The 14908-nt window shown below is 60.8% G+C and carries 10 protein-coding genes; 5 read left to right on the top strand and 5 right to left on the bottom strand.

The annotated features are described in order from the left end of the window. Positions 1 to 48 precede the first annotated feature (48 nt). Positions 49 to 1383, bottom strand: a complete 1335-nt coding sequence (locus ABEB22_RS00230) for a hypothetical protein (RefSeq protein WP_406870580.1) — start codon at positions 1381 to 1383, stop codon at positions 49 to 51. An 857-nt stretch (positions 1384 to 2240) separates the two neighbouring features. Between ABEB22_RS00230 and ABEB22_RS00225 the strand changes: the two genes are divergently transcribed. Together ABEB22_RS00225 and ABEB22_RS00220 are read left to right on the top strand one after the other, a co-directional pair. Beyond that, complete coding sequence (locus ABEB22_RS00225) at positions 2241 to 3434, top strand: LicD family protein (RefSeq protein WP_406871157.1); 1194 nt, start codon at positions 2241 to 2243, stop codon at positions 3432 to 3434. Continuing rightward, positions 3431 to 3823 carry an adenylyltransferase/cytidyltransferase family protein gene (locus ABEB22_RS00220; protein ID WP_406870579.1) on the top strand — a complete coding sequence of 131 codons (393 nt, stop codon included), beginning with the start codon at positions 3431 to 3433 and terminating at the stop codon, positions 3821 to 3823. Before ABEB22_RS00225 ends, ABEB22_RS00220 begins: the two co-directional genes overlap by 4 nt. A gap of 15 nt (positions 3824 to 3838) precedes the next feature. Here the strand turns inward: ABEB22_RS00220 and ABEB22_RS00215 are convergent, their stop codons facing one another. Beyond that, positions 3839 to 5383, bottom strand: a complete 1545-nt coding sequence (locus ABEB22_RS00215) for a DHA2 family efflux MFS transporter permease subunit (RefSeq protein ID WP_406870578.1) — start codon at positions 5381 to 5383, stop codon at positions 3839 to 3841. Beyond that, positions 5380 to 6492 carry an HlyD family secretion protein gene (locus tag ABEB22_RS00210; protein WP_339112314.1) on the bottom strand — a complete coding sequence of 371 codons (1113 nt, stop codon included), beginning with the start codon at positions 6490 to 6492 and terminating at the stop codon, positions 5380 to 5382. The genes ABEB22_RS00215 and ABEB22_RS00210 overlap by 4 nt, the downstream gene beginning before the upstream one ends. Positions 6493 to 6662: 170 nt before the next feature. Between ABEB22_RS00210 and ABEB22_RS00205 the strand changes: the two genes are divergently transcribed. Beyond that, a complete protein-coding gene (locus ABEB22_RS00205) occupies positions 6663 to 7316 on the top strand; it encodes a TetR/AcrR family transcriptional regulator (RefSeq protein ID WP_339112315.1) in 654 nt (217 codons plus the stop codon). A 17-nt stretch (positions 7317 to 7333) separates the two neighbouring features. Here the strand turns inward: ABEB22_RS00205 and ABEB22_RS00200 are convergent, their stop codons facing one another. After that, complete coding sequence (locus tag ABEB22_RS00200; RefSeq protein WP_339112316.1) at positions 7334 to 9955, bottom strand: CheR family methyltransferase; 2622 nt, start codon at positions 9953 to 9955, stop codon at positions 7334 to 7336. Between the two features lie 78 nt (positions 9956 to 10033). On the opposite strand from ABEB22_RS00200, the gene ABEB22_RS00195 reads away from it, so the two are divergent. Together ABEB22_RS00195 and ABEB22_RS00190 are read left to right on the top strand one after the other, a co-directional pair. Continuing rightward, complete coding sequence (locus ABEB22_RS00195) at positions 10034 to 10408, top strand: response regulator (RefSeq protein WP_339112317.1); 375 nt, start codon at positions 10034 to 10036, stop codon at positions 10406 to 10408. Between the two features lie 72 nt (positions 10409 to 10480). After that, positions 10481 to 12904, top strand: a complete 2424-nt coding sequence (locus ABEB22_RS00190) for an ATP-binding protein (protein ID WP_406870577.1) — start codon at positions 10481 to 10483, stop codon at positions 12902 to 12904. 6 nt (positions 12905 to 12910) lie between these two features. Here the strand turns inward: ABEB22_RS00190 and ABEB22_RS00185 are convergent, their stop codons facing one another. Further along, positions 12911 to 14842 (bottom strand): bifunctional diguanylate cyclase/phosphodiesterase, encoded by a 1932-nt coding sequence (locus ABEB22_RS00185; protein ID WP_339112319.1) that lies wholly within the window; start codon positions 14840 to 14842, stop codon positions 12911 to 12913. Positions 14843 to 14908: the final 66 nt, after the last annotated feature.

The raw sequence follows: 14908 nt of genomic DNA, 5'->3' as shown, positions 1-14908 counted from the left end.
AAGGAACTTGTTACAAACACGCCCAGAATGCCGCCGAGCAGGGGGGATCTAAAGCCCCGAGGCGACATCATGTGCGATCTCATGTCGGGGGAACGCCGTGTCCTCAGAGGCGGCCAGCGCCGAATTCGGCTTGATCGCGGCCAGAGCCGTATCGAGCAGACCGCGCACGCCTGCGCTCAATTGCGGCAGGGTGCCCTCCTGAAGCTCCGCCGTGACCCATGCGCCAACGCCGCAGGCCATGCCGCCCGTCTGCGGCGGGGCAGCTTCGGGCTGGATCATCACATAGAACTCGCGCCGTTCGGTGGGCGGGAAGGGCAGCACATAGCGGGTATCCTCGGTATCCGTGGTGCGCGGCAGGATCGAGGTCACCTTGGCTGGCACCGGTTCCAGCCAATCGGGGGAGGAGATCTTCATCGCGGTGCCAGGGCCGAGTTTGCTGGCGGTGCGTTCGGGGAAAATGGCCACGATCACACGCTGATCACAACGCACTGCACGGGCAAGGGTATCGCCTGCGCGCGCCGCCATCCCGTCCTCGATGGCCAGCGTCGTGACCTCGGACTGGCCCTGCACCTCGACACTGGTCTCGCTCAGCAGCGAGACGCGGTGCTCCTCGGCATCGCGCATGGCGATCACCGCGCGCAGACCGTCTTCCTGTGTCGAGATCTCGCCCTTCAACAGCGCGATCGCCTGTGTCGCGCTGCGCCATTCGGCCTGCAGGGTGGGCACCTGCCCGCTATCTATCCCGACGATGATCCCCTTGCGCGCGGCGTTCAGGCGCTCGACGAGCTGGCGTTTGCCCAGTTGCAACTCGTCCAGCTGGCTCTGGACGATATCGGCGGTCACCAGTTGGTCCTCGGCCACGGTCTTGGACACGATACCGGCCGTCTGCAGCTTGGCCTGACGGGCGGCCGCCCCTTTTGCCAGTCCCAGCGTCGCCTCGAGGCGCTCGATGCGGGTTTGGTTTATGGCCAGCTCGTTCTCCAGATTACCAAGCACCTCGCGCTGCATGCGCAGCACCTGATCCGACAGCTGGGCGGCCTGCGTCTCGAAGGTCTTCAGGCGCAGATTGCGCTGTGTGATCTCCTGTGTCATCTCGCTGACCCGAAGCCGCAATTCGACCAGTTTGGCCTGATCGACCGAGACATTGCGGATGCGCGCGACCGTCTCGCCGTCGCGTAGGCGGCTGCCGCTGTTCATGGTCATACCCTGCACGACCCCGTCAATGGGGGCGGTGATCAGATAGGAGGGCGCATTGACAATGGCGCGTTCGGATCGGGTCGTCAGGACCGGAGCGAGCGTATTAGACACCATCAGAAGCCCCAATACCGAGGCAGCACTATAGGAAAAGACCCGCATACCAGCGAGACCAGTGGAAAAGGCCATGGGAGGGCTCCATTTCTCGATGTTGAACGTCTGGAGTAAGGCAAAGAGGTCTCGAGCGCCGACCTGAAGGGTCGGAGCTGAATAGGTTCTCCTCCGACGCGCAGTGCGCCGGGGCGAGAAGTCGTGGAGGATCTTGCTTTATCGTCTAAACCGGACAATCCCGGTTTACCTTTCGTTAAGTAAATGACAACACGTGACCGATATCCGATCAAGTGCCGCCATTTACTTTTTGCATTTACGAATATTAATCATGAAATCTTATTAACTTTTAGCCTCGAAATTGACGAAGCGCAGAGCGGCAACCCGTTCTATCTGATCACAATTATGCGCTGCCATCGAAGATGTTTAAAAAATGTGCGTGGGTGTTTCAGAAACGTATTTCAGAAGAGTTTCAGATTTTTTCGCTCGAATCAGTAAGTTATAGAACAATTTTGAGGATTTTCATTGTGTCACAATACACGCTTTGGTTGATTTACGTTGCGCGGCTTCGGAACGCGTAAGCCGTCCGGTAGGAGCTGAAACAGGGCGTGCGTGCAAGGTGTGGGCCGGAGTTGGAGTGCCAAATTGATATGTTTATTATATGGAACACATACTTCGGAAAACCGCTGCACTGTTCTCATGCTGCTATGAGTTTCACCGATTTGGGGCAGAACGGTGCAATGCCTCGGCGCCTTTAACCGGAGATTGTCACAATTGGACCGCATTTACTTAATAGTTTTTTAACGATTGACGCGATGCCGACCCGTTCAGCAATATCGGTGTCACGAAACTGTCATATATCGAGGGCCGGACCGATTCCGAAAGACAACGACATAATTGCGAAGAGCGCGCCCCTGCGCGAGATGATCGTGAGCGATATGCTGACGCTGGATGTCGATGTGCCGCGTGGTAAGGCCAAGCTCAGCGGGTCGTTCATCGTCTCGGACGCGTTCCCGTTGAACGCCGGTGAGGACGCTCCCGTTCTGGTCTTGCGGGGCGAGGAGGGCACGCTTCCCGTGGTCTTCAACGACAAGCGCACCCCCAAGCTCGCGCGCCGTTTTACCGATGGCGGTAATGCCGATCGCGCGCGGATCGTGTCGCAATTCATCGATCTGCACCGCTTCCCGCTGCATCTTTTCCTCGAAACGCCCGACGGGCGGCGCAGCGACTATATCCGTAGCTTCGATCTGCCGGAACTGCGCGATGCGCGGATGGTGGCGCTGATGGAGATCTACGCGCGTAGCGAACCCGAAGCCCGCAGCAATACCTTGTTCAAGACGCTCTACAAGCGGATCGATGGCCGTCCGACGACATTGCGCAACCGGATTGCCCGCCGCTGGCTCTACGGGCTGTTCGACAGACGTCCGGCGCGTGGCCGGATGCATATGACCCATATCCGCAAGGCGTTCGAGACACAGGGGCGACCGCTGGCCTTTGATGCGCTCACCGAGCATATGACGAGCCATGGCGTGGCCATCGCACCGCATGGCGGGATGACCTTCGACGGGCTGGAAAGCGCGACCGTCTGGGAGGCGTTCGACGTGATGGCCGAGCGGCTGGCCGAACTGGGACTGACGGTTTTCCTCAATTCCGGCACGCTTCTGGGCGTCGTTCGCGATGGCGATTTCCTGCCCCATGACGATGATATCGATGTGGCCGTGCTTCTTGATGCGCGTAACGAGGAGGAGGCGGCCGAAGCCTTCTCGCAGCTTCGCACGCTTCTGGAGGAGGAAGAGCTTATCGATCCCGAGGCCAATGTCTCGGCCGGTATCCACAAGCTCAAGCGCGTGGGTCCGGTGCAGGTGGATCTGTTCCCCGCATGGATCAGCGAGGAGGGCAGGCTGTTTGTCTATCCCTATAGCTATGGCGATGTCCCGCGCGAGGCCTTGATGGATCTGGTGCCGTGGCAGGGTAATCCGCGCCGCCTGATCCCCAAAGACCCCGATACCGTCCTGAGCGCCAATTACGGCGAGGGATGGCGGGTGCCCGATCCGTTTTTCGTATTTCCCTGGACCAAGGCGAAGAAGAGGTTCTCGGCTTTTCTGAGCCTGCTTGAGAAGGAACTGAAATGACCCTAAAAGTGATTACTTACGGCACATTCGATCTGTTCCATCATGGCCATGTGCGGCTGTTGCAGCGGCTTGCCGATCTGGGCGACCATCTGACGGTGGCGGTCTCGACCGACGAGTTCAACGCGATCAAGGGCAAGCGCTCTTCCATCCCCTATGCCCATCGCGCCGAGATCGTGGCGGCCTGCCGCTATGTCGACGAGGTCATTCCCGAAGAGCATTGGGAGCAGAAGCGCCGCGATATCGAACGTCTGGAGATCGATATCTTCGCGATGGGCGATGACTGGGCCGGCCATTTCGATGACCTGTCCGATCTGTGCGAGGTGATCTATCTCGAGCGCACGAAAGATGTCTCGAGCACCGAGATCAAGCTCTTCGTCCGCAGCGCCTGAACGCAATCTCCCGCCTCAATGGGCGGGCGGCTTGCCCTGCGCCTTTGGCGGCTTCATCGCGAGCGCCATTAGGGCGAGACTGGCAAAGAGGAAGGTCAGCACCACGAATGTATCGATGAAGGCCATCACATGGGCCTGTCCCTGCACCCGTGCGGCCAGTTGCGACAGTGCCGCCGTGGTGCCGTCGAGCCCTGACTGGCTGTAGATATTGGCGAGAAGATCGCGCTGGCGAAGCGCTTCCGGATTGGCCCAATTCACCGCCTCGGCGAGCCGCGCGTCATGCAGCGCCTGGCGGTCGGTCAGCATCTGGTTGATGACCGCAAGCCCCACCGCACCGCCAAGGTTCCGCATCAGGTTATACAGCCCCGAGGCGCCCTTGATCTTGGCGGGCGGTAGCGTGCCGAGCGCGAGATTGTTGATTGGCACCATACAGATCATCAGCGACATGCCGCGCAGAACCTGCGGCCAGAACAGTTCCCAGAAATCCCACTGGTCGGTCATATAGGTCAGCATATAGGTCGAGAGGCCGAAGCCCAGGAACCCCGCGACCATCATCACCCGCAGATCGACTTTCGAGGCCAGCATGCCGGTCAGAGGGGCGGCGATGAACATCGCGATCCCCGAAACGAAGACCGTCTCGCCGGTCATCAGGCTGTCATAGCCACGCACGGAGGACAGGTAGAGCGGGTAGAGATAGGTCATCCCGTAAAGCCCGATGCCCATCACGAAAGAAAAGAGCGAGCCGAGCGAGAAGTTGGCGTCAGTGAAAGCACTGAAATCGACGACCGGATTCTCGCGGGTGAAGGCCCGCCAGAAGGTGGTCACGCAACCGATTGAGGCAATGATAAACAGGATGGCCACGGCCTCGTCCTGAAACCAGTCATTGCCCGGACCTTCCTCCAGCACATATTCCATCCCGCCAAGGAAACAGGCCAGCGCCAGAAGGCCCCACCAGTCGAAGGTCTGGAACAGCTTCCAGTCGGGCTTGTCGAAATCGATCAGGCTGAGCGCGCCAACGGTCACCAGAATGCCGGCGGGCACATTGACCAGGAACAGCCAGTGCCACGACAGCGCATGGGACAGGTAACCGCCCACCGTGGGGCCGACGGTCGGGGCAAGTGTGGCGATCAGGCCGATGATCGGCGAGACGATATTGCGTTTGGAGGGCGGGAAGATGGTGAAGGCCGCAGCAAAGACCGAAGGGATCATGCCACCGCCCAAGAACCCCTGAAGCGCCCGCCAAAGGATCATCTCGTTGATCGATCCGGCGGTGGCGCACATGAAGGAGGCCGCCGTGAAGCCCGCAGCCGAGGCCGCAAAGAGGAGCCGCGTGGACATCATCCGTCCCAGAAGACCCGAGAGCGGGATCATGATCACCTCGGCGATCAGATAGGCGGTCTGCACCCAGGAGATCTCGTCACGCGAGGCGCCGAGCCCCGCCTGGATCTCCGACAGCGAGGCGGAGACGATCTGGATGTCGAGAATGGCCATGAACATGCCGAAGACCATGACCATGAAGGCCATGATCCGGCGTGGCGTCAGCTCCGGCGTGTCGGTCATTTCGAGGAGGCCGTCTGGGTCTGGCCCTCTGCGGGCGAGGTGCGGCGGTCGATCTCGATCTCGGCCGAAAGACCCGCGCGCAGCGGCACCTGATCCTCGGGCAGGGCGATGCGCACCGGCACACGCTGCACGATCTTGGTGAAGTTGCCGGTCGCGTTATCGGCCGGGATCAGCGAGAAGATCGCCCCCGTGGCCGGTGCGATCGAGGTCACGGTCCCTTCGATCGGATGGTCCTTGTCGGCATCGAGCACCACGGTCGCCTTGGCACCGGGGGTGATACCGGCCAGCTGGGTCTCCTTGAGATTGGCCTCCACATAGAGACCATGATCGGGCACGACGGCGGCAAGGGTGGCGCCGATGCTGACCAGCTCGCCCTCTTCAATTGCGATATTGGCCACGACACCATCATAGGGCGCGCGGATCACGGTGTGCTCGAGGTCGCGCTGCGCCTGATCGATGGCCAGCTGCAGCTGCTTGCGGCTCGATTCACTCTCCGCACGCTCGGCGCGCAGAACCTCGACATCGGCCTCGGCCCCCGCGATGGCAGCAATGGCGGCGGTCCTGTTGGCCTGAGCCGTGGCAAGTGTCTCGTTTGCGGTGTCGAGATCGGCCTGCGAGGTCACGCGGCGCGCGGCCAGATCCTTGGCACGTTTGGCATTGGTCTGGGCATTGGTCAGCGCCGCCTCGGACGCTCCGAGCTGCGCCTTGGCCTGTTCCACCGAGGTTTCTGCCGCCGCGATCTGCGCGTCGATCCGTGCCAATGTCCGCTCGAGGGTTGGCAGTTTGGATTGCGCAAGCTCCAGCGCGATCTTGTAGTCACCATCATCGATACGCAGCAGAACGTCGCCCTTGGCGACATGCTGGTTGGACTTCACCTCGATCTCGGAAACATAGCCCTGCAGCTTGGAGGACATCAGCGAGACGTCGGCCTGCACATAGGCATCATCGGTTTTCACCATGAAGCGGCCGTGGGTCCACCAGCTGACGCCGAACCAGCCAACGGCCACGATCGCGACAACGGCCACGCCTGCAAGAATCTTTTTCTTGCGGCCTGCCGGTTTGGAGGCGGGGGCGGGATTTTCGACGGAAGTATCAGGAGCGGAGGACATTATGGGCGCTTTCGGAACGGATGATCGGTGCGGAACGGCAGGCATGACAGGCGGGCGGAATCAATCGAACCGCTCGGTTCGATGTGGATAAGGCAAGTCCGCTTACCAATCAAGGGCTTTATCGAACCAAGCGGTTCGATTATATTCACCGAAATCTCTCGGGGGCAGTAATGCACGAAAACGATTCTTGTTGTGACGGCCAGATCCGGCGTCACGCTGCGGGGCAGGACCCCGAGAAGCGCGACCAGATCCTGGAAGGCGCATGGAAGATGTTTCTCGAGCGCGGTTATGACGCGACCACCATGAGCAGTATCTGCAAGGCTGCGGGCGTGTCCAAAGGCACGCTCTATGTCTATTTCGCCGATAAGCAGGATCTGTTCGTCGGGCTGATCGAACAGCGCAAGCGGATCTTTTTGGCGGGTGTCGACGAGGTTCTGGCGGGGCCGGGCAGTGCCGAGGAGAAGCTTCTGCACTCCGCGCGGCTGTTGGGGCACAAACTGTGTTCGGAAGATGTCGTGCGCGGCCAGCGTATCGTGATCGGGGTGGCCGAGCGCATGCCGGAACTGGGCCAGCGTTTCTACGAGACCGGCGCACGGAATTTTCTGGGCGTGCTGTCGGACTGGATGTGTCAGGAAAGCGCCGCGGGGCGCTTTGCCATTGATGATCCGTTGATGACTGCCCACCGGTTTTCCGAACTGGTAACGGCAGGGCTATGGCGGCAATGCCTGTTCGGGTTCCGCGCGGCCCCGCCCGCTGACGACGAGATCGAGGCCAATTGCCGCGAGGCAGTGCGCATTTTCATGGCGGCCTATGGGCGCCCCTGAGGCATGATGTTCCGGTCTCAGAGCCCGTGGAAAATCAACATCGCATCGGTCACCGGCGCCCCGACAGAGGAGGCAGGATCGACCATAGGGAAAATCTCGATCCGCAGGAAATTGCGCCCATGCTCGCCCTCGGCCCGTTGGGACTGCCCTGTCCGGATCGCTTCCTGCGTCAGCTCTGCCAGATCCACGAAAGAGAGTTTGGGCGAGACCACCGCCAGTGCGCGGTTCACATCATGCGCCTCCAGCAGGAACTGCGCTCCGATCAGGTCGCTGAAGCGGCGGATGCGCAGGTCGGTATCTACGAAGATCACCCCGAGCCCGAGATTGCGCAGCACGGTTTCGGTCTGCTGGTTCAGCTCGGACAGCTTGTCGATCTGGATCTCGTGCTCGGTGCTTAGCGTCACCAGTTCCTCGTTGACGGCATGCAGTTCCTCGTTCGAGCTCTGCAATTCCTCGTTGGAGGCCTGAAGCTCCTCATTGGAGGCCTGCAATTCCTCGTTGGAGGCCTGAAGTTCCTCGCCGCTCGCCTCCAGCCGTTCGGTCACATGCTGCAGCGTTTCCTCTGTCAGACGCAGATCGCGCTCGAGTTCCTGAATGCGGCGTGTCAACAAAAGCGTATCCTCGTTCTGCTGGACGTTGGCCCGCGTCGCCTCGCTCGGTGCAGGCTCGAGGATCTCGTCCTGCGGATCATCGCGGAAGCTGATATTCGCCAGCATCAACCGCGCACGGCCCAGCTGATCGAGCGGTTCGAGCCGGAGCGTTACCATCCTCTGGCGGCCATTGCCCATATCCACCGATACATCCCGGCTCGAGGTGTCCACCACGCCCTGTCGCAGCCGTTCTATTCCCACCTTGATTGTGAATTGCAGGTCGCGATGCACGATCTGGTCTACCGTCCATTCGGCAAGATTATTCATAGTGTCGATAAAGGCGCTCGCCGCGCCGAACCAGCTGAGCACCTGCCCGTCGGAGGTCAGCAGAATGGAGGAGGGCGCATAGCGTTTGAGAAGCGCGTCATACCCCGCGACAAGCATCTCGCGATGCGTCATGTCCAGAAAGCTTCCATTGGTATAGGCGACATTGCGCGGAGCGTGACGCGAGGCGGAGAGTTTGCTGGAATGGGCCATGGGCAAGTCGTTGCGCTCGCTCTGGCGACTGGCGCTGCCGAGCTGGTTCGACAGCATAGTGCGGTCGAGAACACGGCGGCTCGAAGCTTTCTGGAACAGGCGCCAGCGGGTATGGACCTGTTTGAACTCGCTGCCGAAGCGACCGACGGATTCGGATGGCCCCAGCAGCAGGTAGCCGTTTTTCTGCAACCCGAAAAGGAACATCGAGATCACCCGCGCCTGCGGCTCCTCGTTCAGATAGATCAGCATATTGCGGCACGAGATCAGGTCGAGATTCATGAAAGGTGGATCGCTGAGCGCATCATGCACCGAGAAGATGATGGATTGCCGCAGCTTGGGTTCGACGATGAACTGGTCACGATGGTGGATGAAATATTTGGCGCGTAGCGCTGGCGGGACTTTGGCCACGCTTTCGGCCGAATAGATCCCCGCCGAGGCGATGTCGATGGAACGGCGGTGGACATCGGTGGCGATCACACGGAACTTGCGCTCGAGTTTGGCCTGTTCCAGCGCCTCGGACAGTTCGATGGCGATCGTATAGGCCTCTTCGCCGCTGGCGCAGCCGGGGATCCAGATCCGGAGGGGGGCATCGTCATCCGACCGCTCGACGAGCTTGTCGAGCGCCTCCCTACGGAGCACATAAATGGCTTCCTGATCGCGGTAGAACTCGGTTACGCCGATCAGAAGGTCTTGATAGAGTTCCTCGAGCGCGCTGTCATCAGACGTTAGGAGCGCGTGGTATTCCTCGACGGTGGATATTCCGCGCAGATGCTGACGGCGGTCGATGCGGCGTTGCACATTGACCGGTTTATAGGCCGAGAAATCGATATGGTATTTGCGTTCCAGCGCCTTCAGGATCGCTTGTGATGCGGTGCCTTTGATCTCCAGTATCGCGTTACGGCCCGATTTTCCCAGCGAGAAGATCATATTGATCGCTTCGGGCATTTCCTCGACCGACAGGACACGGTCGGCCGCCCCGGCGGCCAGCACCGAGCGCGGCATGGAGGAGAAGGCCGCCTGCGAGGGCACCTGTGCTAGTACGGTGGCCTCGGCCGCATGCAATGCCTGTGCGCCGCGCGTCCCGTCGCTTCCCGAACCCGACAGCACGATCGCGACGGTCTTTTCCGTATCCCGCGTCGCCAGCGATTTGAACAGTGAGTCGATCGGCATGGGCGGTGTCAGGCCACGCGCGCCATAGGCGGTGACGATGAACCGGTCCTCGCTCAGTTCGACCGTCTGGTTGGGGCTGTTGAGATAGATCGTGTCCGGCTCGATCCTCATGCCGTCTTCGATGTGGATGATTCGCAGATTTGTGCGGCGGCTCAGGATCTCGTCCATCATGGAGCGGTAATCGGGCGAGAGATGCTGGATGACGACAAAGGCCCAGCCGGAATATTCGGCGCAATTCGCGAAGAACGTCTCGAGCGGCTCGAGCCCGCCTGCGGAGGCCCCCAGTGCCACAAGAGGCAATGCACCGGTTTCCGCAAATTGAGCATCCTGCGCATCGTGCATGGGGGAAGTCCTTGTCGCTCTTGAGTTAATTGAAAACCTATCACATACTCTGCAAGCTGCAACTTTAAGGACACCCGTTTGGCTAGAATTCTGATCGCCGATGACGACCAAGACTACCTGATTGCCTTCTCGCAAGGCATGGATGCGTATGGTCACGTCACAGTAGGCGTTACACAATCGGATCGGCTCATTCCCAATATCGAGCTTGGTGGCATGGATATCGTATTTTTGGATGTCGTGATGCCCGGTGGTGGGGCCATCGTGGCGCTCCATAAGATCCGCGAGATCGCGCCCGATCTTCCGATCGTCGTTCTGTCGGGGATGTCGGAGGTGGTCGATTCGCCCATTTTCAGACTGGGCATGCGCGAGGCGAATATGCGGGTGCCGAAATCCACCTCTCTGGCCGAGTTGGCGCGGCTGGTGGATCAGCTCGTGGTGTCTACCAGTACCTGATCCGTTTCTCCCCCTGCAGGGACGGGCGTCTTAACGAGCTGAACTTCAAGCGGGATGGGGGAAGGATTTTAAATGAAACGAATGTTTCAGGCGCAAGACCGCAATGTCGCGGACGCGCAGATATTGCCGAGTGTGTCTGTTGCCTGGGCGCTTCTGGCCGCATGTCTCGCGCTGGCCATGCTGGTGCTTGTTGGCGGGTATGTCTTCGAGAGCGCGGCTCTGCGGCAGCTGGCCCCCACATGGCCTGCGATGGTTCCGCAAACGGCATGGGGGCTCGTGACGCTGACGCTGGCGCAAGCGTTCTGGCTGCGCGGCGAGGGCCAATGGAACCGGCGTCTGCGGCTTTTATTCCTGTTTGGTGCGCTCGGAATGGCGGTGATCGGGATTCAGGACCAGATGTATCCGCTGCCTGATCCCGATACCACGCCGCTCAGTATCAATCCGCTGCGGCTCGCGCCGACCGGCCGGATGGCGCCTGCCACCATTTCGGGCGTCTTCCTGATGGTGGTCATTCTGGGGCTGCAAGGGGTGCGGGGCCGCTGGGCGCGCTATCTGCACGCGGCATTGGCCAGTGCCGGTATCCTGCTCTGTCTCGTGGCGATGGTGGCCTATCTGTTCGATGCGCCCGCATTGGCCAAGGTGACCTACCTGTCGGATATGGCCTTCCATACCGCGACGGGGTTTCTCCTCCTTTATATGGCGGCGCTCTGTGCCAGCCCCGAGGGCAGCTGGTTGCCCGATCTTCTCGCCGATAGCATGGGCGGGCAGATGGCGCGGCTTGTTCTTCCGCTCGCGGTGATCGGGCCGATCCTCCTATGTTATCTGGCGCTCAGTACGACGGAACACGGGCTGATTTCTCCCAATCTGCGCTTGAGTGCACTGGCGATCTGTCTTTTGTTTCTGGCGGCAGTCACAGCCTTGCGGGGGGCGCGTTACCAAAATATCGCCGCACGCCGCTCGGTGCTGGAGGAAAAACGCCTGCGTGATGTTCTGGATGGTCTCGACAAGGCGGTCTTCGTGATCGACCTGCAGGGCAGATTGCGGATGATGAACCTTGCTGCCGAAGCGATGGCTGGCGAGAGCCCCGAGGCCTTCCTGCACGAGGGACGGTTCCATTCCATCGATAACCGCCAGCCCCTTCTGGGCGCATCGCACCCGTTCCGGCGCTTACTGAATAGCCCGACGACGCGGGAACTCCATTGTGGGTGGATCGACGCTGAAGGGCGCGAACATGCGCTGAAGATTACGGCGACGCTCACGCGCAAAGGGCAGGGCTTTGCCGAGGCGCTGCGCATTCTGGCGATCGAGGACCAGACCGAAAGCTGGATCTTCCGCGAAAATATCTCGCGCACCGAGCGGCTCGATGCCATCGGCCAGATGGCGGGCGGGGTGGCGCATGAAATGGCCAATATCCTCGGCGCTGCGCGGCTTTCGGTCGATACGATCCTGCTGGAGACGGAGGGGCTGAGCGAGACGCAGCGCGCCAAGGTCCTCGCCGTCCGTTCGGTCTGCGAACGTGGCACCAATCTGACGGAGCGGCTCCTCAATCTCACCCGTGACCGTGCCAGCGAAAAAGAGGCGATCGAGTTGACGGCCAAGCTCGTCACCATCGTCGATCTGGCGCGGCAGGCCATCCCCTCCGCAGTGCTTCTGCGGCTCGATATGTCTCCGACACCGGTCTATATCCGCTGTATTCCGACCGATCTGGAAAGTGCGATCCTCAATCTGGTGCTCAATGCCAGTCATGCGATCATGGAAGGCAGCGGCCATGGCGAAATCACCCTGCGCTGTCAGACCATGCCCGGCGGCAAGGTCGCGATTGCGGTGGTCGATAACGGTCCGGGCATGTCACAGGCCCTTCTGCGCCATGTCCGCGAGCCGTTCTACACCACGCGCGAAAGTCTGGGCGGAACGGGACTCGGGCTGCCAATGGTGGAAAATTTCGCCCGTCAGGCGGATGGCAGCTTCGAGCTGAGTTCCATAGAAGGCAAGGGCACGGTCGCTACGCTCAGCTTCGAGACTGTCACCGACGTGCAGAACTCCGCGCCGCAAACCGCGCTGCGGCTGCCCGACCTGTCCGGGCTGTTGTTCATGGTGGTCGAGGATGATCCGCATTTCCACGATATTCTCGCGCAATCCCTGCAGGTGCTCGGGGCGGAAGTGATCTCCGCCCGTTCGGCGGCAGAAGCTCTCGGGAAATGCACGACGGGTCTGGAAAAGGCGCCCGATATCCTGATCAGCGATATCATCCTGCCCGGAGGGGTGGATGGCTACCGGCTGGCCACAAAATGCCGCCACCAGTGGCCCGAGCTGAAGGTGCTCTATATGTCGGGCTATACCGACCAGCTCAGCCGCTCGGGGCGTCTGGTCCAAGGGCTTTTACTGCGCAAGCCGCTGGCGCTCGACGGGTTGGTCAATGCGATCGAGCTGACGCTCTCCAACCCGCCGGGAGTTATGCTGGCGCCCGCGACAGAGGCGACCGGATCTCCCGCGTAAGCCGGCTCAGTTGACCGTATGCGGAGCCACGATATATCGGCTGGGCGCGCGGGCCAGATCCGCGCTCGACATCGGACGGGCGAAGAGGAACCCCTGCACCCTCGGGCAGCCCAGGGCACGCAAGGCGTCCAGCTGGCTCGGTGTCTCGACGCCCTCGGCCACGACCTGATAGCCGCAGCGCTGTGCGATCAGCAATATTCCTTCGGCGATAGCTTTGTCGGATGCGGTCTCGGTGATCTTGGCGCAGAAGCTGCGGTCGATCTTGAGGATATCCACCGGCCAGTCCGCCAGATGGCGCAGGCCCGCATAGCCGGTGCCGAAATCGTCGAGTGCCACCGTTGCTCCCCGGGTGCGCATCTCCTGTAACGACCGCAGCATCTGGCCCGAGCGCTCGTCCAGCATCACCTTCTCTGTCACCTCGATCGTGATCATATCCCACTCCAGCCCATGCGTGTTCAACATCAACTGCATATCGAAGACGAATTCGGGGTTCAGAAGATCGAAGGAGGTGAGGTTGATGGACAGCGTGACCGGAGGGCCGGGCTCCCGCTCCAGCCCGGCTGAGACATAGGCTGTCAGGGCGCGCTGGATCATGGTTCGGGTCAGCGTCTCGGCCAGCCGGTAATCCTTGAAGACAGAGGCGAACGCATCAGGCATCAGGATACCGCGTTCGGGGTCGCGCCAGCGGGCGAGGATCTCGTAGCCCAGCCGGGCGCCGCTCGCGGTGGAGATAATCGGCTGGAAATAGGGTTCCAGAAGATCCTCCGCGATAGCGCGTTCGAACCGCCGCCCGATAGCGCGCGAATTGAACTTGTCATGATGGCTTTCCGAGAAAACGGTATTGACTGCACGTCCGGCATGTTTGGACGCATAAAGCGCGCTATCGGCCAGCTCGAACAGCTCGCCATAGGTCTCGCTCTGCTCCGGAAACAGGCTTGCGCCGATACTCACCCGTCCCAGATCGCCCTTGCCAAGCATTGCCGCCCCGCGCTGGACGGCGGCTCGGCAGCGCGAAAGCAGCATCTCGAGATAGATCTCCGAGGTGTAGCCTGTCTCGACCAGAACGCCGAATTCGTCCCCTCCAAGCCGTCCGATCAGGGCGGGCGGCGGAAAGGCCGAGCTGATGGCCGACGAGATTACGCGCAGATATTTATCGCCGAAACTATGGCCGTAAAGATCGTTGATCGATTTGAAATGGTCGATATCGAGCATGATGAAGGCGGCGCGGCTGCCTTTGGTGCGCAGGATCGTCAAGCGCTCCTGGACCTTACGCTCGAAAGCGGAATGGTTCTCGACCTGTGTGAGCGGATCGACCTCGGCCTGACGCTCGAGCTTTTTCTCGCGCAGTTGGGACGCTGTGTAATTCTCCTCCAGCGCCTGCTTCTCGATATGTATCGTCAGCACTTGTCCCAGCAGATCTGCCGTGGTTTCGAGACAGCTCCTGCGCGCGCTATCGTCGGGGGTCGATTTGGGGAAAACCACATTAAGAAAACCCAACGGGTGGCCCGCGTCCGACAGAAGCCGCAAGCGGTAGTAGCTGTGGTTGCCCGACAGGGAATGGAAGATCTTGCGTGTTCCGTGGGGGGCGTGTTTGTCTTGTATGCTTTCCGCCAGGGCATGCGCTTCCAGATCGCCAATCCGCTCCGTCGTGGCCTCGTGATGGCCGGTGTCCAGAAGTGTGATCGAAGTGTATTCGGCCCCCGTCAGCCGCTTGGTGTATTCTGCCAGGGTGATCAGAGCGCTGGTGGGATGGGCAGGGGGGGGGATGTCGATGCTGTGCCTGCCATCCGCGGCTGGTCCACAGTCCCGCGTGTGGCCGCTCTGGAGATTGCGCAGCTCCAATTCGCGGAGCTTGTGGCGGCCGCGGACAGCAGGCTGGTCCAGCGGCATACTGAACAGGCTGGAAGCTGTATTTTTCGGGCAGGTTTTTTGCGGCATGGATAATGTCCTGTGCATGAAAAACCGTTTGCACTCGTGACATCGATATTTTGAGGCCGAAAACTC

The sequence above is a fragment of the Thioclava sp. 'Guangxiensis' genome (assembly GCF_045348365.1).
GTDB classification, from domain to species: domain Bacteria; phylum Pseudomonadota; class Alphaproteobacteria; order Rhodobacterales; family Rhodobacteraceae; genus Thioclava; species Thioclava kandeliae.
This window is presented reverse-complemented; position numbering and strand designations above follow the sequence as displayed.

Excerpts from the sequence above, each read along its gene's own strand:
- ABEB22_RS00210 (WP_339112314.1), bottom strand. The coding sequence starts at position 6,492 with ATGTCCTCCGCTCCTGATACTTCCGTCGAAAATCCCGCCCCCGCCTCC.
- ABEB22_RS00220 (WP_406870579.1), top strand. The coding sequence starts at position 3,431 with ATGACCCTAAAAGTGATTACTTACGGCACATTCGATCTGTTCCATCAT.
- ABEB22_RS00230 (WP_406870580.1), bottom strand. The coding sequence starts at position 1,383 with ATGGCCTTTTCCACTGGTCTCGCTGGTATGCGGGTCTTTTCCTATAGT.
- ABEB22_RS00215 (WP_406870578.1), bottom strand. The coding sequence starts at position 5,383 with ATGACCGACACGCCGGAGCTGACGCCACGCCGGATCATGGCCTTCATG.
- ABEB22_RS00190 (WP_406870577.1), top strand. The coding sequence starts at position 10,481 with ATGAAACGAATGTTTCAGGCGCAAGACCGCAATGTCGCGGACGCGCAG.
- ABEB22_RS00205 (WP_339112315.1), top strand. The coding sequence starts at position 6,663 with ATGCACGAAAACGATTCTTGTTGTGACGGCCAGATCCGGCGTCACGCT.
- ABEB22_RS00185 (WP_339112319.1), bottom strand. The coding sequence starts at position 14,842 with ATGCCGCAAAAAACCTGCCCGAAAAATACAGCTTCCAGCCTGTTCAGT.
- ABEB22_RS00225 (WP_406871157.1), top strand. The coding sequence starts at position 2,241 with ATGCTGACGCTGGATGTCGATGTGCCGCGTGGTAAGGCCAAGCTCAGC.
- ABEB22_RS00200 (WP_339112316.1), bottom strand. The coding sequence starts at position 9,955 with ATGCACGATGCGCAGGATGCTCAATTTGCGGAAACCGGTGCATTGCCT.